Source organism: Klebsiella sp. WP3-W18-ESBL-02, from assembly GCF_014168815.1.
GTDB classification, from domain to species: domain Bacteria; phylum Pseudomonadota; class Gammaproteobacteria; order Enterobacterales; family Enterobacteriaceae; genus Kluyvera; species Kluyvera ascorbata_B.
In genome coordinates this window covers 4,505,873-4,526,165 of the sequence record NZ_AP021972.1, presented here as the reverse complement: position 1 = coordinate 4,526,165, position 20,293 = coordinate 4,505,873, and the positions used below count along the sequence as shown (strand labels likewise).

General features: G+C 56.8%; 20 protein-coding genes. 8 read left to right on the top strand and 12 right to left on the bottom strand.

What is annotated here, in order from left to right; genetic code table 11:
• Window positions 1-25 precede the first annotated feature (25 nt).
• Window positions 26-973 carry a trehalose operon repressor TreR gene (gene treR, locus H7R56_RS21785; protein ID WP_106927588.1) on the bottom strand — a complete coding sequence of 316 codons (948 nt, stop codon included), beginning with the start codon at window positions 971-973 and terminating at the stop codon, window positions 26-28.
• A 156-nt stretch (window positions 974-1,129) separates the two neighbouring features.
• On the opposite strand from treR, the gene mgtL reads away from it, so the two are divergent.
• Both mgtL and mgtA read left to right on the top strand, forming a co-directional pair.
• Complete coding sequence (mgtL, locus tag H7R56_RS28080) at window positions 1,130-1,180, top strand: mgtA regulatory leader peptide MgtL (RefSeq protein WP_219906270.1); 51 nt, start codon at window positions 1,130-1,132, stop codon at window positions 1,178-1,180.
• A gap of 150 nt (window positions 1,181-1,330) precedes the next feature.
• On the top strand, window positions 1,331-4,039 hold the full coding sequence (gene mgtA, locus H7R56_RS21780; protein ID WP_182928406.1) for a magnesium-translocating P-type ATPase: 2,709 nt from the start codon (window positions 1,331-1,333) through the stop codon (window positions 4,037-4,039).
• Window positions 4,040-4,199: 160 nt separating this feature from the next.
• Here mgtA and ridA read toward each other — a convergent pair whose 3' ends face one another.
• The 4 genes from ridA to H7R56_RS21760 all read right to left on the bottom strand — a co-directional run bounded on the left by ridA (window position 4,200) and on the right by H7R56_RS21760 (window position 6,210).
• Window positions 4,200-4,586 (bottom strand): 2-iminobutanoate/2-iminopropanoate deaminase, encoded by a 387-nt coding sequence (gene ridA, locus H7R56_RS21775; RefSeq protein WP_000047540.1) that lies wholly within the window; start codon window positions 4,584-4,586, stop codon window positions 4,200-4,202.
• A gap of 73 nt (window positions 4,587-4,659) precedes the next feature.
• A complete protein-coding gene (pyrI, locus tag H7R56_RS21770; protein ID WP_106927592.1) occupies window positions 4,660-5,121 on the bottom strand; it encodes an aspartate carbamoyltransferase regulatory subunit in 462 nt (153 codons plus the stop codon).
• A gap of 12 nt (window positions 5,122-5,133) precedes the next feature.
• Window positions 5,134-6,069: an aspartate carbamoyltransferase gene (gene pyrB / locus H7R56_RS21765; protein WP_106927594.1), complete on the bottom strand. Its 936-nt coding sequence runs from the start codon at window positions 6,067-6,069 to the stop codon at window positions 5,134-5,136.
• A 36-nt stretch (window positions 6,070-6,105) separates the two neighbouring features.
• Window positions 6,106-6,210: a pyrBI operon leader peptide gene (locus H7R56_RS21760; protein ID WP_072351778.1), complete on the bottom strand. Its 105-nt coding sequence runs from the start codon at window positions 6,208-6,210 to the stop codon at window positions 6,106-6,108.
• A gap of 261 nt (window positions 6,211-6,471) precedes the next feature.
• Between H7R56_RS21760 and H7R56_RS21755 the strand changes: the two genes are divergently transcribed.
• Entirely contained in the window at window positions 6,472-6,924 is a 453-nt protein-coding gene (locus H7R56_RS21755) for a YhcH/YjgK/YiaL family protein (protein WP_106927596.1), read from the top strand.
• A 137-nt stretch (window positions 6,925-7,061) separates the two neighbouring features.
• Here the strand turns inward: H7R56_RS21755 and argF are convergent, their stop codons facing one another.
• Window positions 7,062-8,066, bottom strand: a complete 1,005-nt coding sequence (gene argF, locus H7R56_RS21750; protein ID WP_106927626.1) for an ornithine carbamoyltransferase — start codon at window positions 8,064-8,066, stop codon at window positions 7,062-7,064.
• Window positions 8,066-8,131 carry a putative translational regulatory protein ArgL gene (gene argL / locus H7R56_RS28075; RefSeq protein ID WP_374956744.1) on the bottom strand — a complete coding sequence of 22 codons (66 nt, stop codon included), beginning with the start codon at window positions 8,129-8,131 and terminating at the stop codon, window positions 8,066-8,068. The genes argF and argL overlap by 1 nt, the downstream gene beginning before the upstream one ends.
• 95 nt (window positions 8,132-8,226) lie before the next feature.
• On the opposite strand from argL, the gene rraB reads away from it, so the two are divergent.
• The 3 genes from rraB (at window position 8,227) to H7R56_RS21735 (ending at window position 10,422) form a co-directional block, all read left to right on the top strand.
• Window positions 8,227-8,649 (top strand): ribonuclease E inhibitor RraB, encoded by a 423-nt coding sequence (rraB, locus tag H7R56_RS21745; RefSeq protein ID WP_106927598.1) that lies wholly within the window; start codon window positions 8,227-8,229, stop codon window positions 8,647-8,649.
• A gap of 50 nt (window positions 8,650-8,699) precedes the next feature.
• Window positions 8,700-9,458 carry a tRNA isopentenyl-2-thiomethyl-A-37 hydroxylase MiaE gene (gene miaE, locus H7R56_RS21740; protein ID WP_106927600.1) on the top strand — a complete coding sequence of 253 codons (759 nt, stop codon included), beginning with the start codon at window positions 8,700-8,702 and terminating at the stop codon, window positions 9,456-9,458.
• A 133-nt stretch (window positions 9,459-9,591) separates the two neighbouring features.
• Window positions 9,592-10,422 carry a topoisomerase II gene (locus H7R56_RS21735; RefSeq protein WP_106927602.1) on the top strand — a complete coding sequence of 277 codons (831 nt, stop codon included), beginning with the start codon at window positions 9,592-9,594 and terminating at the stop codon, window positions 10,420-10,422.
• A 21-nt stretch (window positions 10,423-10,443) separates the two neighbouring features.
• On the opposite strand, the gene H7R56_RS21730 is transcribed toward H7R56_RS21735, so the two are convergent.
• The 4 genes from H7R56_RS21730 to pepA form a co-directional block, all read right to left on the bottom strand.
• Complete coding sequence (locus tag H7R56_RS21730; RefSeq protein WP_106927604.1) at window positions 10,444-10,947, bottom strand: GNAT family N-acetyltransferase; 504 nt, start codon at window positions 10,945-10,947, stop codon at window positions 10,444-10,446.
• Window positions 10,948-11,178: 231 nt separating this feature from the next.
• Complete coding sequence (locus tag H7R56_RS21725; RefSeq protein WP_106927606.1) at window positions 11,179-14,034, bottom strand: valine--tRNA ligase; 2,856 nt, start codon at window positions 14,032-14,034, stop codon at window positions 11,179-11,181.
• Window positions 14,034-14,477: a DNA polymerase III subunit chi gene (holC, locus tag H7R56_RS21720; protein ID WP_106927608.1), complete on the bottom strand. Its 444-nt coding sequence runs from the start codon at window positions 14,475-14,477 to the stop codon at window positions 14,034-14,036. Before holC ends, H7R56_RS21725 begins: the two co-directional genes overlap by 1 nt.
• Window positions 14,478-14,646: 169 nt before the next feature.
• The gene (pepA, locus tag H7R56_RS21715; RefSeq protein ID WP_064546996.1) at window positions 14,647-16,158 is read right to left on the bottom strand and encodes a leucyl aminopeptidase; all 1,512 of its coding nucleotides are present in this window, start codon (window positions 16,156-16,158) and stop codon (window positions 14,647-14,649) included.
• A gap of 267 nt (window positions 16,159-16,425) precedes the next feature.
• Between pepA and lptF the strand changes: the two genes are divergently transcribed.
• A complete protein-coding gene (gene lptF / locus H7R56_RS21710) occupies window positions 16,426-17,526 on the top strand; it encodes an LPS export ABC transporter permease LptF (RefSeq protein ID WP_182928405.1) in 1,101 nt (366 codons plus the stop codon).
• On the top strand, window positions 17,526-18,608 hold the full coding sequence (gene lptG, locus H7R56_RS21705) for an LPS export ABC transporter permease LptG (RefSeq protein WP_106927612.1): 1,083 nt from the start codon (window positions 17,526-17,528) through the stop codon (window positions 18,606-18,608). Before lptF ends, lptG begins: the two co-directional genes overlap by 1 nt.
• Before the next feature lie 161 nt (window positions 18,609-18,769).
• Here lptG and H7R56_RS21700 read toward each other — a convergent pair whose 3' ends face one another.
• The gene (locus tag H7R56_RS21700; protein ID WP_106927614.1) at window positions 18,770-20,272 is read right to left on the bottom strand and encodes a helicase HerA-like C-terminal domain-containing protein; all 1,503 of its coding nucleotides are present in this window, start codon (window positions 20,270-20,272) and stop codon (window positions 18,770-18,772) included.
• Window positions 20,273-20,293 lie beyond the last annotated feature (21 nt).

Sequence of the window (20,293 nt, the reverse complement as noted above, 5' to 3'; positions counted from 1 at the left end):
GATCACACTAAAGCTGACATTACGCTTAGGCGAGAACGGCGGGGATCACTATCTGTTTCGGCTCGCTGCGCCCGCCGATCAGGGTAACCAGCTGCTCTGCGGCGCGGCGTCCAGCCTCGGCGTAGCCGGGATCGACGGTAATAATTTCCGGGTGCAGGAACTTGGTGAGCGGAGTATTACCAACGCTCGCCAGCTGCACGCTATTGATGCGCTGCTCTTGCAGGTACTTGCTGGCGCCCAGGGCCAGCGTATCGGTAGCGCAAATGAGTGCGGTGGTCTCTGGGGTGAGTACCTGGCGGGCGAAGTCGTAGCCCTGTTTCATCGCCAGGCCGGGCAGCGCGGCGACCGGCGTCAGCTGATGACGCTGGCAGAAGTCCTGATAGGCATCGTAACGGCGCTGGCCAGTGGTGACGTCGCTGGTCGGCACGCCGAGGAAGCTGATATGACGATGCCCCTGTTTATACAGTCGCTGCATCAACTGCGTGATGGCACCGTTATCGTCATAGCAGACGGAAGAGAAGCCGCTGGCGTCGCGGGCAATGAGTACCAGAGAGGGCTGCCAGTTGGCCAGCGTCTCTTCATTGACGCCGGTAAAACCAAACAGAATGACGCCATCGATATTGCGGCGCTTCAGCATCGCCAGATGCTCCGCTACTTTCTCTGGCGAGAACTGGCTTTCCATCATGATCGGGTCGTAGCCCTGCTCGTAGAATGCGGGCAGCATGGTTTGCACCGCCAGATTTTCAGAGAGCGAATCCAGACGCGTAACGATGATGGCGACCACTTTATCGCTTTGCCCGCGCATGGCGCGCGCGGAGCGGGAAGGGGAGAAACCGTGTTGCATCATTACCGCTTCAACGCGCTCGCGGGTGCGTTCGCTGACGCCGCTTTCGTTGTTCAGCACGCGGGACACGGTTGATTTGCCAACACCACTCAGGCGAGCGATATCTTTGATAGTCAGCCGATCTTGCATAGCGTTGCCCCGCGTGAATATTTTTACCGTCAGACCGGATGGTTGACGTGTTGTTGAATGACTTGCCGTTATTATATCGCTCAAATAGTCACAAAACTTATGATTTTCTGCGTATAATTCGCGGCGTTTTATTTCATCAACCTTACCGGAGGCTTTATGGATCCCGATCCCACACCTCTCTCGTGCTGGAGAGTAACCTACCGGTAAGTCAGTATTGCGCTGCCTTGCCGATGACGTGAGGCAGTGACATTCCACAATCGTGTCCCTGCAATAAAAATTGAGTGCCTGTGCGGTACAGATTGACTGTACCCGTGGGTCTGACTGCGTCTGCCAGCGGTAGTCGCAGGGGGATTTTGTATGCTGAAAAATTTAACCCGGCAGCTGTTTGCACAGCTTGGCCGCCATTTGCCGCGCCGTTTAGTCCAGCGCGATCCGATGCCCACTCAGCAAAGCGTCGCCAATACGCCGATTCCACCGTCGCTTAGCGAGCACTGCCTGAAAATGGCTCAGCTCAGCGAGCGCGAGCTGTGGCAGGCGTTTCATAGTCACCCGGAAGGGCTGAATGCCGCCGAAGTTGAGCAGGCGCGCGCTGCCCATGGCGAAAACCAGCTGCCGGCACAGCAGCCGCAGCCGTGGTGGGTGCATCTGTGGCTGTGCTATCGCAACCCGTTCAACATCCTGCTGACCGTACTGGCCGCCGTTTCCTATGCGACTGAAGATCTGTTTGCTGCCGGCGTGATTGTGCTGATGGTGGGCATTTCCACGCTGCTCAATTTCGTTCAGGAAGCGCGATCAACCAAAGCCGCCGATACCCTGAAAGCGATGGTCAGCAACACCGCGACGGTACTGCGCGTTATCAATGAAAAGGGCGAGAGTAGCTGGGTTGAACTGCCCATCGACCAGCTGGTGCCGGGCGACATCATTAAGCTGGCGGCTGGCGATATGATCCCCGCCGATCTGCGTGTGATCCAAGCGCGCGATCTGTTCGTCGCGCAGGCTTCGCTGACCGGTGAATCGCTGCCGGTAGAGAAGGTGGCGCGTACCCGAGAGCCGCAGCAAACTAACCCGCTGGAATGCGATACCCTGTGCTTTATGGGCACTAACGTGGTGAGCGGCACCGCGCAGGCGATGGTGATTGCCACCGGGGCCAACACCTGGTTTGGGCAACTGGCCGGTCGCGTGAGCGAGCAGGAGAGTGAGCCGAACGCCTTCCAGAAAGGCATCAGCCGCGTCAGTATGCTGCTGATCCGCTTTATGCTGGTGATGGCGCCAATTGTGTTGGTGATCAACGGTTATACCAAAGGCGACTGGTGGGAAGCGGCGCTGTTTGCCCTTTCCGTCGCCGTTGGCCTGACGCCGGAAATGCTGCCGATGATCGTCACCTCGACGCTGGCGCGCGGCGCGGTGAAGCTGTCGAAACAGAAAGTGATCGTCAAGCACCTCGACGCCATTCAGAACTTTGGCGCAATGGATATTCTGTGCACCGATAAAACCGGTACGCTGACTCAGGACAAAATCGTGCTGGAGAACCACACCGATATCTCCGGCAAGGTGAGCGAACGTGTGCTGCAAACGGCGTGGCTCAACAGCCACTATCAGACCGGGCTGAAAAACCTGCTGGATACCGCGGTGCTGGAAGGGGTCGATGAAGTGGCGGCCCGCGAGCTGTCTACCGCCTGGCAGAAAGTGGATGAGATCCCGTTTGATTTCGAACGCCGCCGCATGTCGGTGGTGGTGAGTGAAAAGCCGGACGTACATAAGCTGATTTGCAAAGGGGCGCTGCAGGAGATCCTGAACGTCTGTACTCAGGTGTATCACAACGGCGAAATTGTGCCGCTGGATGAGACCATGCTACGCCGCATCAAACGCGTGACCGATACCCTGAACCGTCAGGGGCTGCGCGTGGTCGCGGTGGCGAGCAAATATCTCCCGGCTCGCGAAGGCGACTATCAGCGCATTGATGAATCGGATCTGATCCTCGAGGGCTACATCGCGTTCCTCGATCCGCCGAAAGAGACCACCGCACCGGCGCTCAAGGCGCTCAAGGCCAGCGGCATCACCGTGAAAATTCTCACCGGTGACAGCGAACTGGTGGCGGCGAAAGTGTGCCACGAAGTGGGGCTGGATGCGGGTGATGTGATTGTCGGTAGCGAGATTGAACACCTGAGCGATGACGAGCTCGCGAAGCTTGCCCAGCGCACCACGCTGTTTGCTCGCCTGACCCCGATGCATAAAGAGCGCATTGTCACCCTGCTGAAACGCGAAGGGCACGTGGTGGGCTTTATGGGCGATGGCATCAACGATGCGCCTGCGCTGCGCGCTGCGGATATTGGTATTTCCGTGGACGGCGCGGTGGACATCGCCCGTGAAGCGGCGGATATCATCCTGCTGGAAAAGAGCCTGATGGTGCTGGAAGAGGGCGTGATCGAAGGCCGTCGTACCTTCTCGAATATGCTCAAGTACATCAAGATGACCGCCAGCTCTAACTTCGGTAACGTCTTCAGCGTGCTGGTGGCCAGCGCCTTCCTGCCGTTCCTGCCGATGCTGCCGTTACACTTACTGATTCAGAACCTGCTGTACGATGTATCCCAGGTGGCGCTGCCGTTTGATAACGTGGATGACGAACAGATTCGTAAACCCCAGCGCTGGAACCCGGCGGATCTCGGCCGCTTTATGGTGTTCTTCGGGCCGATCAGCTCCATCTTTGACATTCTGACCTTCTGCTTGATGTGGTGGGTGTTTAAGGCCAATACCCCGGAAATGCAGACGCTGTTCCAGTCCGGTTGGTTTATCGAAGGGCTGCTGTCGCAGACGCTGATTGTGCACATGATTCGTACCCGCCGCATTCCGTTCGTACAGAGCCGCGCCGCGTGGCCGCTGTTTGCGATGACGCTGCTGGTGATGGCCGTGGGCATCGCGCTGCCGTTCTCGCCGCTGGCAGGCTATCTGCAATTAGAAGCATTACCGCTGAGCTACTTCCCGTGGCTGGTGGCGATTCTGGTGGGCTACATGACCTTCACGCAGATGGTGAAAGGGTTCTTCACCCGCCGCTACGGCTGGCAGTAACCTCGATTGTAGGCCTGATAAGCGAAGCGCCATCAGGCAGAATGGCGCAGGTTGCCGGATGGCGGCTTCGCCTTATCCGGCCTACAGGGGGGATGTTGAAAACGCCACAGCCAAACAAAAAAGGCAGCCACTGGCTGCCTTTCTTCATACTGCATCGAAACTAGCGACGAACGGCAATCGCTTCGATTTCAATCTTCACGTCTTTCGGCAGACGCGCCACTTCGACGCAAGAACGTGCCGGGAAGGTGGCGTTGTGCTCGGTGAAGAACGCTTCGTAGGTGGCGTTAACGGTCGCGAAATCGTTGAGATCTTTTACGAATACGGTGGTTTTCACGATGTCGCCTACTTTCAGGCCTGCGGCTTCAACGATAGCTTTCACGTTATCCAGCGACTGACGTGCCTGTGCGGACACGTCTTCCGGCACGCTACCGGTTTTTGGGTCAACCGGGATCTGACCGGAAGTGATGATCATGCTGCCCAGGTCAACGCCCTGAACGTAAGGGCCGATAGCGGCTGGTGCATTTTCCGTCGCAATAGTTTTGCTCATGATATCTCCAGATGAACTGCAGTAATTAGGTCGTAGCCATTATAGGGACGCGTAAAACCAATACCAACCGCAATTAGTTGGCCAGCACCACATAATGAGAAAACTCTTTTTCGCAGTATTTGCATTTGAGTGCAACGTCATCGGCACGTTTTTTCACTGCAAAACTGGATGAAACCGGTTCGGCATGGCTGATGCAGTTGCTGTTCGGGCATACCAGTACGCTATCAATACGCGCCGGCAGGCTAGGACGTGATTTGCCGACCACTTCATAGTTGTCGATGCGGTTAACGGTCGCCTGCGGCGCGTACAGCGACAGCTGGTTCACCTGCTCGTCGGTCAGGAAGGTATTTTCGATTTTGATCAGGTCTTTACGGCCCATTTCGCCGGACGGCAGGTTCAGGCCGATGGTGATGCGCTGGTCGGTTTCGGTCAGTTTGAACAGCGTCAGCAGCTTAAAGCCGACCTGCGCCGGGATATGGTCGATTACGGTGCCACGTTTGATGGCTTCTACCTGCAATTTATTGTCGTGTGTCATCGTCATTTCCCCTTACAGAGCCAGTTCGCTATTCAGTACCAGTGCCAGTAACGCCTGGCGGGCGAAGATGCCGTTGCCGGCCTGCTGGAAGTACCAGGCGTGCGGCGTTTTATCGACATCCGTGGTGATTTCATCAATGCGTGGTAGCGGGTGCAGCACCTTCATGTTGTCGCGCGCACCGGTCAGGTCGGCGGCGCGCAGCACGAACTGCGCTTTCACGTTGGCGTACTCCGACGGATCGAGGCGCTCTTTCTGTACGCGGGTCATGTAGAGAATGTCCACTTCAGCCATCACTTCCTCAATCGCGCTGTGCAGGCTCCAGGCGATGCCTTTCTCGTCGAGCATATCGAGGATGTACTGCGGCATGGCCAGCGCATCCGGGGCAATGAAGTAGAAACGGTTGCCGTTAAATTTCGCCAGCGCCTGGGTGAGTGAGTGCACGGTGCGGCCGTACTTCAGGTCACCGACCATCGCGATGTTGAGGTTCTCAAGACGGCCCTGGGTTTCCTGAATGGTAAACAGATCCAGCAGCGTCTGGGTCGGGTGTTGGTTCGCGCCATCGCCAGCGTTGAGCACCGGAACACCGCCGGAAAACTCGGTTGCCAGACGTGCTGCGCCTTCCTGAGGGTGGCGCATGACGATGGCATCAACATAGGTGCTGATCACCGAAATGGTGTCGGCCAGCGTTTCGCCCTTTTTGCCGAGTGAGGTATTGGCGCTGTCGGAGAAGCCGACCACGCTGGCGCCCAGGCGGTGCATTGAGGTTTCGAAGGAGAGACGGGTACGCGTCGAGGCTTCGAAGAAGCAGCTGGCGATAACCTTATGCTTGAGTAACTCCGGCTGTGGGTTCGCTTTCAGTTTAGCGGCGGTCGCCAAAACCAGTTCAAGGTCTTCGCGGCTGAGATCGTTTATGGAAATGATGTGTTTTTGATACAGCGGATTAGCCATGGTTATCTCCTGACGACGGCGCAAAAAAAAAGCCCCTTAAATAAGGGGCTTTACGAATACGGATGCAACGGAAAGGAAAAACGGCAGGCCAGCGTCTGTTTTCAGACGCGGTAAGACGCGATGTCGTACACACTGAACCATAATTCCTCCCGGCAAAACGGGTCGCATTATACGCAGCTTTAGTAGGCGATCAAGCGGTGAATTCACACTTTAATCAACGAAAACGATTCTCATACCTTAACTATGCTGAAAATGTGCATATTGATTCATATTTCGACGGGGGGCAAAGTGTGCGCTAAACCGGTAGGATGGTAATAACAGGATAAAAAGTGCTGGTATGGTATCGCAAATTTACGTATAACAACTGAAAATTGAAACATTGTTTTATTTGCGGAGTGAACGATGATTATTGGCAATATCCATAATGTGCAGCCCTGGCTGCCGGAAGAACTGCGTCAGGCAATTGCCCACATTAAGGCGAACGTCACCGCTGAAACCCCGGAAGGGAAATACGATATCGACGGCAGCCGCCTGTTCTATATGGTGTCTGAAAACATGACCGAGCCGTTTGCCGACCGCCGTGCAGAGTACCACGCCCGTTACCTGGATATTCAGGTCGTACTGAGCGGCCAGGAAGGCATGGCGTTCAGCACCCAGCCTGCGGGTAAACCGGATACCGACTGGTTAGCGGACAAAGACATTGCGTTCCTGCCGGAAGGCGTGCAGGAAAAAATGGTGGTCATGAGCGAAGGTGATTTCGTGGTGTTTTACCCGGGAGAAGTGCACAAACCGCTGTGTGCCGTGGGCGCGCCGGCGAAGGTGCGTAAGCTGGTGGTGAAACTGCTGGTGGCGTGAAGATAAGTCGGCCTGATAAGCGTAGCGCCATCAGGCACGATGCGGTGGTCAAGCCGGATGGCGACGTTCCGCCTTATCCGGCCTACCACCCGCAGAGAATGCCGACGCCGGGAAAACCCGGCGTCCTGTGGCTGCTGTTACTTGCTCAGCGTCGCGACCATCACCGCTTTAATGGTGTGCATCCGGTTTTCCGCCTGGTCAAACACGATGCTCGCCGGCGATTCAAAGACCTCGTCGGTCACTTCCATGCCGCCGTGCATGCCGTACTCCGCCGCCATTTTTTTGCCAAGCGTCGTCTGGTCGTCATGGAACGCAGGCAGACAGTGCAGGAATTTCACCTGCGGGTTACCGGTCAATTTCATCATCGCGCTGTTGACCTGATAGCCGCGCAGCAGGGCGATACGCTCTGCCCATTTCTCTTTGGCTTCCCCCATCGATACCCACACATCGGTATAGATAAAGTCAGCGCCTTTCACGCCTGCGGCAATATCTTCCGTCAGCGTGACGTTGCCGCCGTTTTTCTGCGCCAGCGCTTTGCATTCGGCGACCAGGCTCTCTTCCGGCCAGCAGGCCTGCGGCGCAACGAGACGCAAATCCAGGCCGGTCAGCGCCGCCGCTTCGAGCATCGAGTTACCCATGTTATTGCGCGCGTCGCCTGCATAAACCAGCGTCATTTCATTGAACGCTTTGCCCGGCAAATGTTCCTGCATGGTCAGCAGGTCCGCCAGCAGCTGGGTCGGGTGAAACTCATCGGTCAGGCCGTTCCATACCGGTACGCCGGAGTACTCTGCCAGCGTTTCGACAATCTCCTGGCCGTAGCCGCGGTATTGAATACCGTCATACATGCGGCCCAGCACGCGGGCGGTGTCTTTAATGGATTCTTTGTGGCCAATCTGGCTGCCGCTGGAGCCGAGGTAGGTAGCGCGGGCGCCCTGATCGTAAGCGGCAACTTCGAAAGAGCATCGTGTACGGGTTGAGTCTTTTTCGAAGATGAGCGCGATGTTTTTACCGGTCAGGTTCGGCGACTCCGTGCCGCTTTTTTTATCCGCTTTGAGTTTTGCCGCGAGCTGCAGCAGGGTGGTGATTTCTGCAGGGGTAAAATCGAGTAATTTTAAGAAGTTCTTTTTATACAGAGTAGACATCATTCCCTCACCTGGCTTAAGCCACTTATTGAATTAAAATTCACTTTATATGTATGAATATTCATTTGCAACCCCCATAACAAATCTTTCTCGGAAAGGTGGAGGCAACGGCAACGGTATGTGACAATAAGAGTATCAGCCACATTACGAGGAACGAGCCATGGCAAACCCGGAACACCTGGAAGAGCAGCGTGAAGAGACGCGTCTGATTATTGAAGAACTGCTGGAAGACGGCAGCGATCCTGACGCGCTGTACACCATCGAACACCACCTGTCCGCCGACGATTTTGAAACGCTGGAAAAGGCGGCGGTTGAAGCGTTCAAGCTGGGCTATGAAGTGACTGAACCGGAAGAGCTGGAAGTGGAAGAAGGCGACACCGTGATCTGCTGCGACATTCTCAGCGAATGTGCGCTGAACGCCGAGCTTATCGACGCGCAGGTTGAACAGCTGATGACCCTGGCCGAGAAGTTTGAGGTTGAGTATGACGGTTGGGGTACCTACTACGAAGATCCTAACGGCGAAGAAGGCGACGACGACGACGAAGATGAGGTCGACGAAGACGACGATGGTGTGCGTCACTAAGCATCATTCACCTGCGGCAGCGCCTGCTGCCGCAGGGTCAAGGATAACCGATGGATTACCCGCAAATTCTCTCTCCCGTTCTCAACTTTCTGCACTGCAAAACGCCGCAGGCGTGGCTCGATAAAGCCCGCGACCCGGCCAATCTTCCCCTGCTGCTGACCGACCACTTAGTTTGCGAGCTGAAAGCGGCGCAAACCGCGATGCTGCTGGTGCGTAAATATGTCGCCGACAAGGCGGGAGCTCAGGCGCTCCTTGACTGGCTGAAGCCGTATGAAGCCTTTGCGTTTCGCGAGGGTGAGGAGCCGGATTTTGCCGCGCTGAATCGGCAGATTAACAAAAGCGTGATGCCGCAAACCGACGATCCGTGGGGCCGCAGGCTTATCGATAGCATGGTGCTGCTGATCAAAGAGGAGTTGCACCACTTCTGGCAGGTGCGCGAGGCGATGCAGCATCGCAACATTCCCTACGTCAAAATCACCGCCAGCCGCTACGCGAAAGGCATGCTCAAAGAGGTTCGTACCCACGAGCCGTTGACGCTTATCGATAAGCTGATTTGTGGAGCCTATATCGAAGCCCGCTCCTGCGAGCGTTTCGCCGCGCTGGCACCGTACCTTGAAGCCGATTTACAGGCGTTTTATCTGTCGCTTCTGCGCTCTGAAGCGCGGCACTATCAGGACTATTTAGCGCTGGCGCAGCAAATTTCAGATAGTGATATTAGCGAACGGGTGCGCTTCTTTGGTGAAGTCGAAGCGGCGCTGATTTCCTCGCCGGATGACGAGTTTCGCTTCCACAGCGGTGTGCCGGTCTAGCCCTTTTTTGTCCCCCTTGATGCCGCTGAGGACGAAAAAGGGTGGCTGGAAAAAAACCTTCATTACCTTAATAATCAAAACGTAATAAAGGGGAGGAAATCCCCATAACGCTTGATTTAAATAAGGATGGTTTATGAACTGGGCACATGTATTGCTAGCGGGCTACATCGGTGCGGTCATCGCTATTGTCGTTGGCGTTTTCCGCAAAAAAGGCTGGGTAGGCAAGGTTTCCGGTGCGGTGATTTTTGTCGTCGCAATTATCGGCTGGAATCTGTTTGATGTGCACTACCTGATCCCGCGCGAAAGCCCGGACTATGGCCTGACGGAAACGCAGAAATTCGAAAAAGCGATGCTGTCGATGCCGGTCTATCAGGTGCTGAAGGAGCAAGAGCCCGCGCTGTGGACGAAGATCCTTAGCCAGTCGGCGCAAATGAAAGAAGCAGGGAAAAGCGAACAGCAAATTATCGATACCATCCAGCCGCAGATCCTTCAAATACAGATGGCGCGTTTACAGCAGGCGCCCGATGCCAACGTGATTGAATATATGAAGATTAACCTCGAACAGATTGCCGCGGTGGCGAAAGTGGGCGATGACGAATGTTTTCGTTTCCTCTTCCCTGCGGTGAAGGGGGGAATCAACCCGGTGCGGATCATTCCGCAAACGATCATGAGTCGACGCATGGAGAGCGATATGAGCATGATGCGCGCTGCCTATGGCCCGGAAAAACACACGGTCACCGCCGAGGAGAAGCAGCTCGCCCTCCAGGATCTGCAAACTATCACCCCGGAGCTGGTACAGCGCTATGGGCCGGATATTCAGATAATGGCCGACCCGAGTAAAGGCGTGGGGAATGAGAAAGCGGGTTGCGCAATGGTGCAGGATCTCTGGACGCAGGTGCTGAAGCTGCCAACGGCACGCGCGGCCGGCGTGATTCGTCTGGCGCTCTCCGCCGAGATGCAGTAAGCCCGATGGCCCCCTGCGACATCAGAGGGGCTTTAACATTCTCACTTCGCAGTCGACATGCCCGGTGCAGCCGAGCGGCTCGTCGATGTGCGCAAATCCCAGACGTTCGTACAGGCGTATCGCTTCGGTCAGAAACGCCGTGGTTTCCAGGTAGCATTGCTTAAAGCCCTGCTCGCGGGCGTGATCGAGCGCCATCAGCGCCAGCTTTTTCGCCAGCCCCTGACCGCGCACGCTCGGCAGGAAGTACATTTTTTGCAGTTCGCAAATTTCCGGTTCACTACAGCCTAACGGCGCCACGCCGCCGCCGCCCATCACCTGCCCATTTTGCTCGACGACCCAGTAGGCGGAGCCCGGCTGGCTGTAAACCTGAAACAGCTCGTCCAGATTCGGATCGGCCACCGTGTAGCCTTTATCGGCGGTCAGGCCGTATTCGGCGGAGACCTGGCGGATTACGCGGGCAATGGCGGCGTTGTCGTCGGCGGTTATGCGGCGCAGCGTTGCCGAGACAGGTGTCATAACACTCATAGCGAACTCATAGCAAAAAGGTGAAACATATGCAGTTAATAACACTGCGGGGCGGGGGAGTGCAAGCGAGGATAATTCAAGAAAAAGCCTCTGAGCGGGTGCATCAGAGGCTTTATTGGATTTATGAGCCGTCAGTTTTGTCGGATGCGCTACGCTTATCCGACCTACGTTGACGTTGCCCGTAGGCCGGATAAGCGCAAGCGCCATCCGGCAAACGTACGGGCACGATTTTTACAGCGCAGCGATAACGGCCTGCTGTTCAATCAGCTTCGCTTTGGCTTCGGCGTAACCGTCCAGCTTCTCACGCTCTTTGGCGATCACCGCTTCCGGTGCGCGGGCAACGAAACCTTCGTTGGACAGTTTGCCTTCGATACGGGCAATCTCACCTTCGATTTTAGCCACTTCTTTCGCCAGACGCGCCAGCTCATCTTCTTTGTTGATGAGGCCAGCCATCGGGATCAGCAGCTCGGCGCCGTCGATGATTTTGGTCACGGAGACCGGACCTTTGTCATCGGCAGGTAGCACGGTGATGCTTTCCAGACGCGCCAGGTTCAGCAGGAAGCTCTTGTTGTCGTTCACGCGACGCATTGCGTCAGCGCTGCAACCACGCAGCAGCAGCTCCAGCGGTTTGCCCGGGGCAATGTTCATTTCCGCGCGGATGTTACGTACGGCAACAATCGCCTGCTTCAGCCATTCGGTATCGGCCAGCGCCGCTTCGTCTACCTGAGCCGCGTTATATTCCGGGAACGGCTGCAGCATGATGGTATCTGCGGTGTTGCCACAAATCACTTTCACGCGCTGCCAGATGGTTTCGGTAATGAATGGAATGATCGGGTGCGCCAGGCGCAGCAGGCCTTCCAGCACGGTCACCAGCGTATTGCGGGTGCCGCGCAGTTCAGACTCGGAACCACCGGTCATTACCGGCTTGGTCAGCTCCAGATACCAGTCGCAGAACTGGTTCCAGGTGAATTCGTACAGGATGCCCGCAGCGATATCGAAGCGGAAGTTGTCCAGCGCTTCGCGGTACGCTTTGATGGTCTGGTTGAATTCAGTGAGGATCCAGCGGTCGGCCAGAGACAGGGTCATTTCGCCGCCGTTGAAGCCGCAGTCCTGATCTTCGGTGTTCATCAGCACGAAGCGGCTGGCGTTCCACAGCTTGTTACAGAAGTTACGGTAACCTTCCAGACGCTTCATATCCCAGTTGATGTCGCGGCCAGTAGAGGCCAGCGCCGCCAGGGTGAAACGCAGGGCGTCGGTGCCGTGCGGCTCGATGCCGTTCGGGAACTGCTTCTCGGTACGTTTGGCGATCTTCTCGGCCAGCTGCGGCTGCATCATGTTGCCGGTGCGTTTTTCCAGCAGCTCCGGCAGTGAGATACCGTCGACCATATCCAGCGGGTCGATAACGTTGCCCTTGGATTTGGACATCTTCTGGCCTTCGTCGTCGCGAATCAGACCGGTCATGTAGACGGTATGGAACGGAACCTGCGGCTTGCCGTTTTCATCTTTGATGAAGTGCATGGTCATCATGATCATGCGGGCAATCCAGAAGAAGATAATGTCGAAGCCGGAGACCATCACGCTGGTTGGGTGGAACTGACGCAGCGCGTCGGTATTTTCCGGCCAGCCCAGGGTAGAGAAGGTCCACAGCGCGGAGGAGAACCAGGTATCCAGAACGTCTTCGTCCTGACGCAGCGCAACGTCGGCGCCGAGGTTGTTTTCCTGACGCACTTCGTCTTCGGTACGGCCAACATAGACGTTGCCCGCTTCGTCGTACCATGCCGGGATACGGTGACCCCACCACAGCTGACGGGAGATACACCAGTCCTGAATATCGCGCATCCAGGAGAAGTACATGTTTTCGTACTGCTTCGGTACGAACTGAATGTCGCCGTTCTCAACCGCTTCAACCGCCGGTTTCGCCAGTACGTCAGCACGGACGTACCACTGGTCGGTCAGCATTGGCTCGATAACCACGCCGCCACGGTCGCCGTAAGGCACGGTCAGATCGTGAGGTTTGATCTCTTCCAGCAGGCCCATCGCATCGATGGCAGCGACGATCGCTTTACGCGCGGCAAAGCGTTCCAGCTTCTGGAATTCAGTCGGGATAGCGTTGGAGTAAACGTCAGACTCTTCGCCTTTGGTGTCATACACTTCCGCGGTTTCGCGGATGTCGCCATCAAAGGTCAGGATGTTGATCATTGGCAGGGCGTGACGACGACCGACTTCATAGTCGTTAAAGTCGTGCGCAGGGGTGATCTTCACGCAGCCGGTGCCTTTTTCCATATCGGCATGTTCGTCGCCGACGATCGGAATACGGCGGTCAACCAGCGGCAGAATAACGAATTTGCCGATCAGATCTTTATAGCGCGGATCTTCCGGGTTCACGGCCACGCCGGTGTCGCCCAGAATGGTTTCCGGACGGGTGGTCGCCACGACCAGGTAATCTTTACCGTCTGCGGTTTTCGCGCCGTCGGCCAGCGGATAGCGGATGTGCCACATTGAGCCTTTAGACTCGCGGTTTTCCACTTCCAGGTCAGAGATGGCGGTGCGCAGTTTCGGGTCCCAGTTTACCAGGCGCTTGCCACGGTAAATCAGATCTTCTTTGTACAGGCGAACGAAGACTTCTTTCACGGCATTGGAAAGACCTTCGTCCATGGTGAAGCGCTCGCGCTCCCAGTCAACGGAGTTGCCGAGACGGCGCATCTGACGGGTAATGGTGCCGCCGGATTCCGCTTTCCACTGCCAGATTTTGTCGATAAATGCTTCGCGACCATAGTCGTGACGGGTTTTACCTTCTTCAGCGGCAATCTTACGCTCAACCACCATCTGGGTAGCAATACCCGCGTGGTCGGTACCGGCCTGCCACAGGGTGTTTTTACCCTGCATGCGCTGGTAGCGAATCATGGTGTCCATGATGGTTTGCTGGAAAGCATGACCCATATGCAAACTGCCGGTGACGTTCGGCGGCGGGATCATGATGCAGAAGGACTCTTTGCTTTCGTCGCCGTTAGGCTTGAAATAGCCCTGCTTTTCCCAGTGCTCGTAAAGCGGCTGTTCGATATCTTGTGGGTTATATGTCTTTTCCATTATTTCCAGGTTGCCGTATTCAGGTTAAAACCAGCCACGCGGTAGGCTTTGTAGCGATCGCGGGCGAGTTGTTTCAGAGTTTCTTCGTAAGGAACGAAGTCTACCACTTCTGTGAAAGCGGTGGCAAAATCTGCAAAGTTTACCCGCAGACTGATCAGTATATCCCGTGGGCTGCTGTTGCGCTTGGCAGGCCACGCAATCTCGACCGGCGCACCGCCGCGCGGACCTTCGCCAGCCAGGTTATGCGGTACAAAGCTCTCGGGCGGCCTGCTCCACAGCGCTTCATCCAGGCGAATGGCCTGCTGCTCGTCTTCGCAGGCGATCAGCACGCGCTTGCCGGCGCGCCAACGTTCTGCGGCAATTTCACACACCAGTTGCTCGACGGCGCTGAGGTCGTCGACGGTGGTGTCGTTGTCCAGAAGATAGAACGTTGCATTCTTCATATATGGGGCTTCTTGTGATGGATTTAAATGCAGCGCCCGGCGCACCGGGCCTGCGATTTATTGCCGTATGTAGGCCGGATAAGGCGTAAACGCCGCCATCCGGCGATTGTGCGTCAGTGCCTGATGGCGCTGCGCTTATCAGGCCTACATGTTGCAGGCTTGAAGCGTATTACTCTTCGCCGTTAAAGCCAGCGCGATTGAGCAGGAACTGCGACAGCAGCGCCACCGGACGGCCGGTAGCGCCTTTGGCTTTCCCGGAGCGCCATGCGGTACCGGCGATGTCCAGGTGTGCCCAGTTGTACTTACGGGTAAAGCGCGCCAGGAAGCAGCCCGCGGTGATCGCACCGCCAGGACGGCCGCCGATGTTGGCCATATCCGCGAAGTTAGACTCCAGCTGCTCCTGATACTCATCGCCCAGCGGCAGACGCCACGCGCGGTCGCCAGACTGCTCGGACGCGCCGATCAGCTCATGCGCCAGCGGGTTGTGGTTCGACATCAGGCCGGTGATGTGATGGCCCAGCGCAATCACGCAGGCACCGGTCAGGGTCGCGACGTCAATCACCGCCTCCGGCTCAAAGCGTTCGACGTAGGTTAACACGTCGCACAGTACCAGACGGCCTTCGGCGTCGGTATTGAGTACTTCAACGGTCTGGCCGGACATGGTGGTCAGCACATCGCCCGGGCGATACGCGCGCCCGCCCGGCATGTTCTCACAGCCTGCCAGTACGCCGATGACGTTAATCGGTAGCTGAAGTTCAGCAACCATGCGCATCACGCCGTACACCGCCGCCGCGCCGCACATGTCGTATTTCATTTCGTCCATGCCTTCGGACGGCTTAATAGAGATGCCGCCGGAGTCGAAGGTCAGACCCTTGCCGACCAGCACAATCGGACGAACGTCTTCGGACTCGACGCCTTTATACTCGATGACCGACATCAGCGATTCGTTTTGTGAACCGTTGCCGACCGCGAGGTAGGAGTGCATGCCCAGCTCTTTCATCTGCTGTTCGCCGATCACGCGGGTGATGACGTTTTTGCTGTAGCTGTCTGCCAGCTGGCGCGCCTGAGAGGCCAGGTAGGCCGCGTTACAGATGTTTGGCGGCATGTTGCCAAGATCTTTGGCGGCTTTAATACCGGCAGCAATCGCCAGTCCGTGCTGAATGGCGCGCTCGCCGCTGGTCAGTTCACGGCGGGTTGGTACGTTGAAGACCATTTTACGCAGCGGACGACGCGGCTCGCTTTTGTTGGTTTTAAGCTGGTCAAAGCTGTATAGCGTCTCTTTGGCTGTTTCAACCGCCTGGCGTACTTTCCAGTAGTTATTGCGACCCTTAACGTGCAGTTCGGTCAGGAAGCAGACGGCCTCCATGGAACCTGTGTCATTCAGAGTGTTGATCGTTTTCTGAATGACCTGCTTGTACTGGCGTTCGTCAAGCTCGCGCTCTTTGCCGCAGCCGATCAGCAGGATGCGCTCTGACAGTACGTTAGGTACGTGGTGCAGCAATAAGGTCTGCCCCGGTTTGCCTTCCAGTTCGCCGCGACGCAGCAGCGCGCTGATGTAGCCGTCGCTGATTTTATCGAGCTGTTCGGCGATGGGAGAGAGCCGACGTGGTTCGAATACGCCCACGACGATACAGGCACTCCGCTGTTTCTCCGGGCTACCACTTTTTACACTGAACTCCATGCACTACGCTCCTGAATCTTAAAGACAACGGCGGTGGCTACGGATAGAATTGCAAGCTTACGTAACTCATTTCCGCTGTTGCGGTGACTTCGTGTTAATCTTAACGTTATTACGGTGTTGGCACGTCAGAACAGGTCCTGAAACGTGAAACCGCTGAGTCATTTAATCTTAGCGATGTTTTCGACGACTCAAGAGAATAAATGACGTTTAAGCCATGAAACAAGCTATTTTCCTGCAATAAGACGGGTTTTTACGGGCGTATTTATAGTGATAATCATACGATATCTGGTGCGGGAGACGCTAAAAAGCCAGCTTGCCATCCTCTTCATCCTGCTTTTGATCTTCTTTTGTCAAAAACTGGTGAGGATCCTTGGCGCTGCGGTTGATGGCGATATCCCGACAAACCTGGTCCTCTCTTTGCTGGGGCTCGGCGTACCCGAAATGGCACAGCTTATCTTACCGCTGAGCCTGTTCCTCGGTCTATTGATGACGCTGGGAAAACTGTATACCGAAAGTGAAATTACGGTGATGCACGCCTGCGGCCTGAGTAAAGCCGTGCTGGTGAAAGCAGCGATGGTGCTGGCGCTGTTTACCGGCATCGTTGCGGCGGTCAACGTGATGTGGCTGGGGCCGTGGTCCTCTCGCCATCAGGATGAAGTGCTGGCGGAGGCCAAGGCCAACCCCGGCATGGCGGCGCTGGCGCAGGGCCAGTTCCAGCAGTCCACCGACGGCAACGCGGTGTTATTTATTGAAGGCGTGAATGGTGCTAAGTTCCACGACGTCTTCCTGGCGCAGCTGCGGCCAAAAGGTAGCGCGCGCCCTTCGGTCGTTGTCGCCGACTCCGGCCAGCTTTCTCAGCATAAGGACGGCTCTCAGGTCGTCACCCTTAACCAGGGGACGCGCTTCGAAGGGACCGCGATGCTGCGCGACTTCCGCATTACTGATTTTAAAAACTATCAGGCGATTGTTGGCCATCAGGCGGTAGCGGCTGACCCGACCGATACCGAACAGATGAACATGCGTACGCTATGGAACACCGATACCGATCGCGCTCGTGCGGAGCTGCACTGGCGCATTACGCTGGTACTGACGGTGTTTATTATGGCGCTGATGGTGGTACCGCTGAGCGTGGTGAACCCGCGCCAGGGGCGCGTACTGTCGATGCTGCCGGCGATGCTGTTGTATCTGGTGTTCTTCCTGCTGCAGACTTCGCTGAAGTCGAATGCCGGTAAAGGCAAGCTCGATCCCGCCGTGTGGATGTCGACGGTGAACCTGTTGTACATCGCGGTTGCCATCGCGCTCAACCTGTGGGACACCGTACCGATGCGCCGTCTCCGCGCCCGCCTGACCAATAAAGGAGCGGTATAATGCAGCCATTTGGTGTACTTGACCGCTATATCGGTAAAACCATCTTCACCACCATCATGATGACGCTGTTCATGCTGGTGTCACTGTCCGGCATCATTAAGTTTGTCGACCAGCTGAAGAAAGCCGGGCAGGGGAGCTATGATGCGCTGGGCGCGGGTATCTATACCCTCCTCAGCGTGCCGAAAGACGTGCAGATCTTCTTCCCGATGGCGGCGCTGCTTGGCGCGCTGTTGGGCCTGGGCATGCTGGCCCAGCGCAGTGAACTGGTGGTGATGCAGGCGTCGGGCTTTACCCGTATGCAGGTGGCGCTGTCGGTAATGAAAACCGCGATTCCGCTGGTGCTGCTGACCATGGCAATGGGTGAGTGGGTGGCGCCGCAGGGCGAGCAGATGGCGCGTAACTATCGTGCTCAGCAGATGTACGGTGGCTCACTGCTTTCCACCCAGCAGGGCATGTGGGCCAAAGATGGCCACAACTTCGTCTATATTGAGCGGGTAAAGGGTAACGATGAGCTGGGCGGCGTGAGCATCTACAGCTTTAACAACGAGCGTCGTTTACAGTCCGTGCGCTATGCGGCCAGCGCGAAGTTTGATAACGAACAGAAGGTATGGCGGCTGTCGCAGGTGGATGAATCGAACCTGACCGACCCGAAACAGATCACCGGCTCACAGACGGTGAGCGGTACCTGGAAAACCACCCTGACGCCGGACAAACTCGGCGTGGTCGCGCTGGACCCGGATGCGCTGTCGATTAGCGGCCTGCACAACTACGTGAAGTATCTGCATGCCAGCGGCCAGGATGCCGGTCGTTACCAGTTGAATATGTGGAGCAAGGTCTTCCAGCCGCTGTCGGTGGCGGTGATGATGCTGATGGCGCTGTCGTTTATCTTCGGCCCGCTGCGCAGCGTACCGATGGGCGTGCGGGTGGTGACCGGCATCAGCTTTGGCTTCGTATTCTATGTGCTTGACCAGATCTTCGGCCCGCTGACGCTGGTGTACGGCATCCCGCCGATTATCGGCGCGCTGCTGCCAAGCGCCAGCTTCTTCCTGATAAGCCTCTGGCTGATGATGCGAAAAGCGTAACGCCACTGATAACCCGGCCAAGCGAAAGCGACGCCGGGTTTTTTGTGCCTGTTATTTGATGGTATTGGGTGCTGTAGCCCGAGCTGGCCGCCGGATGGTACAGAAGGGCGTAGGCCGGATAAGGCGTTTACGCCGCCATCCGGCAAACCGGCGATGAAGAACTAACGCCGCCGCCCGCCCAGCAGGCTACCCAACATCCCACGCACAATCTGGTTCGTCACCTGGCGCACGGCGCTTTTCGCTGCCGTTTGCACCAGCCCATCGTGCTTGCCGCCGCGCGGCCCGGTGGTGCCAAAGAAGATATCCTTCAGTCCGCCCAGCAGGCCGTCATCGGCACTTTGCTGCTGGCCCTTCGCCGGTGGCGCGTCCGCCTGTCCCGCGCTGTTCTGTACACCTTTTTGCAGCATTTCGAACGCGGATTCGCGGTCGACTTCATCCTCATACTTGCCGTACAGCGGCGAGTTGTTGATTAGCCCGTTACGCTCATCGTCGGTCACTGGCCCCATGCGCGAACACGGCGCAATCACCATGGCTCGCTCAACCACCGACGGGCTGCCTTTTTCATCGAGGAAGGAGATCAGCGCTTCACCGGTACCCAGCTCCTGTATCGCCTGTTCGGTGCTGAACGCCGGGTTGGCGCGCATCGTCTGGGCGGCGGTTTTCACCGCTTTCTGATCCTTCGGCGTGAAGGCGCGCAGGGCGTGCTGCACGCGGTTACCTAACTGGCCGAGCACCGCATCGGGGATATCCGACGGGTTCTGCGAGACAAAATAGACGCCGACGCCCTTGGAGCGGATCAGGCGGATAACCTGCTCGATTTTATCCAGCAGCACCTGCGGCGCATCGTTAAACAGCAGGTGCGCTTCGTCGAAGAAGAACACCAGCTTGGGTTTTTCGAGATCACCGGCTTCCGGCAGTTGCTCATACAGTTCAGAGAGCATCCACAGCAGGCTGGCGGCGTAGAGCTTCGGCATTTGGTAGAGCTTTTCAGCGCTGAGGATATTGATGATGCCTTTACCGTTACTGTCGACGCGCATCCAGTCTTTAATATCGAGCATCGGCTCGCCGAAGAAGTGCTCGGCCCCCTGTTGCTCAAGCGTCAGTAGCCCGCGCTGGATCGCTCCGACGGAAGCAGTGCTGATGTTGCCGTACTGGTTCTGGAAGGATTTCGCGTTATCGCCGATGTACTGGGTGATGGCGCGCAGGTCTTTGAAGTCCAGCAGCAACAGGCCCTGGTCGTCGGCGATGCGGAAGATGATATTCAGCACCCCGGACTGCACCTCGTTAAGGTTCAGCAGACGCGCGAGCAGCAGCGGACCAAGGTCTGAGACGGTCGCGCGCACCGGATGGCCTTTTTCACCGAAGATATCCCACACCACCACCGGATTGGCGTGCGGTTCCCAGTCGGTGACACCGATGTTGTTCAGGCGTGTCATCAGCTTCTCCGACGCCAGGCCTTCTTTGGCGATGCCGGTCAGATCGCCCTTTACGTCGGCCATAAATACCGGTACGCCAATCTCTGAGAATGACTCCGCCAGTTTTTGCAGGGTGACGGTTTTCCCCGTGCCGGTAGCGCCGGTAATCAGCCCGTGACGGTTGGCCATATTGGGCAGCAAAACAAGCTGCGTGTCCTGGGTGCGTGCAATCAGCAGCGGTGCGCTCATGATAAATCCTCCATTTATTCT

Bases quoted from the DNA above. Each gene is read 5' to 3' on its own strand.
- H7R56_RS21700 (WP_106927614.1), bottom strand. From the start codon at position 20,272: ATGAGCGCACCGCTGCTGATTGCACGCACCCAGGACACGCAGCTTGTT.
- H7R56_RS21735 (WP_106927602.1), top strand. From the start codon at position 9,592: ATGAACTGGGCACATGTATTGCTAGCGGGCTACATCGGTGCGGTCATC.
- H7R56_RS21730 (WP_106927604.1), bottom strand. From the start codon at position 10,947: ATGAGTGTTATGACACCTGTCTCGGCAACGCTGCGCCGCATAACCGCC.
- holC (WP_106927608.1), bottom strand. From the start codon at position 14,477: ATGAAGAATGCAACGTTCTATCTTCTGGACAACGACACCACCGTCGAC.
- H7R56_RS21760 (WP_072351778.1), bottom strand. From the start codon at position 6,210: ATGGTTCAGTGTGTACGACATCGCGTCTTACCGCGTCTGAAAACAGAC.
- treR (WP_106927588.1), bottom strand. From the start codon at position 973: ATGCAAGATCGGCTGACTATCAAAGATATCGCTCGCCTGAGTGGTGTT.
- H7R56_RS21755 (WP_106927596.1), top strand. From the start codon at position 6,472: ATGATTATTGGCAATATCCATAATGTGCAGCCCTGGCTGCCGGAAGAA.
- miaE (WP_106927600.1), top strand. From the start codon at position 8,700: ATGGATTACCCGCAAATTCTCTCTCCCGTTCTCAACTTTCTGCACTGC.
- mgtA (WP_182928406.1), top strand. From the start codon at position 1,331: ATGCTGAAAAATTTAACCCGGCAGCTGTTTGCACAGCTTGGCCGCCAT.
- pyrI (WP_106927592.1), bottom strand. From the start codon at position 5,121: ATGACACACGACAATAAATTGCAGGTAGAAGCCATCAAACGTGGCACC.
- H7R56_RS21725 (WP_106927606.1), bottom strand. From the start codon at position 14,034: ATGGAAAAGACATATAACCCACAAGATATCGAACAGCCGCTTTACGAG.
- ridA (WP_000047540.1), bottom strand. From the start codon at position 4,586: ATGAGCAAAACTATTGCGACGGAAAATGCACCAGCCGCTATCGGCCCT.
- lptG (WP_106927612.1), top strand. From the start codon at position 17,526: ATGCAGCCATTTGGTGTACTTGACCGCTATATCGGTAAAACCATCTTC.
- pepA (WP_064546996.1), bottom strand. From the start codon at position 16,158: ATGGAGTTCAGTGTAAAAAGTGGTAGCCCGGAGAAACAGCGGAGTGCC.
- pyrB (WP_106927594.1), bottom strand. From the start codon at position 6,069: ATGGCTAATCCGCTGTATCAAAAACACATCATTTCCATAAACGATCTC.
- argF (WP_106927626.1), bottom strand. From the start codon at position 8,066: ATGTCTACTCTGTATAAAAAGAACTTCTTAAAATTACTCGATTTTACC.
- rraB (WP_106927598.1), top strand. From the start codon at position 8,227: ATGGCAAACCCGGAACACCTGGAAGAGCAGCGTGAAGAGACGCGTCTG.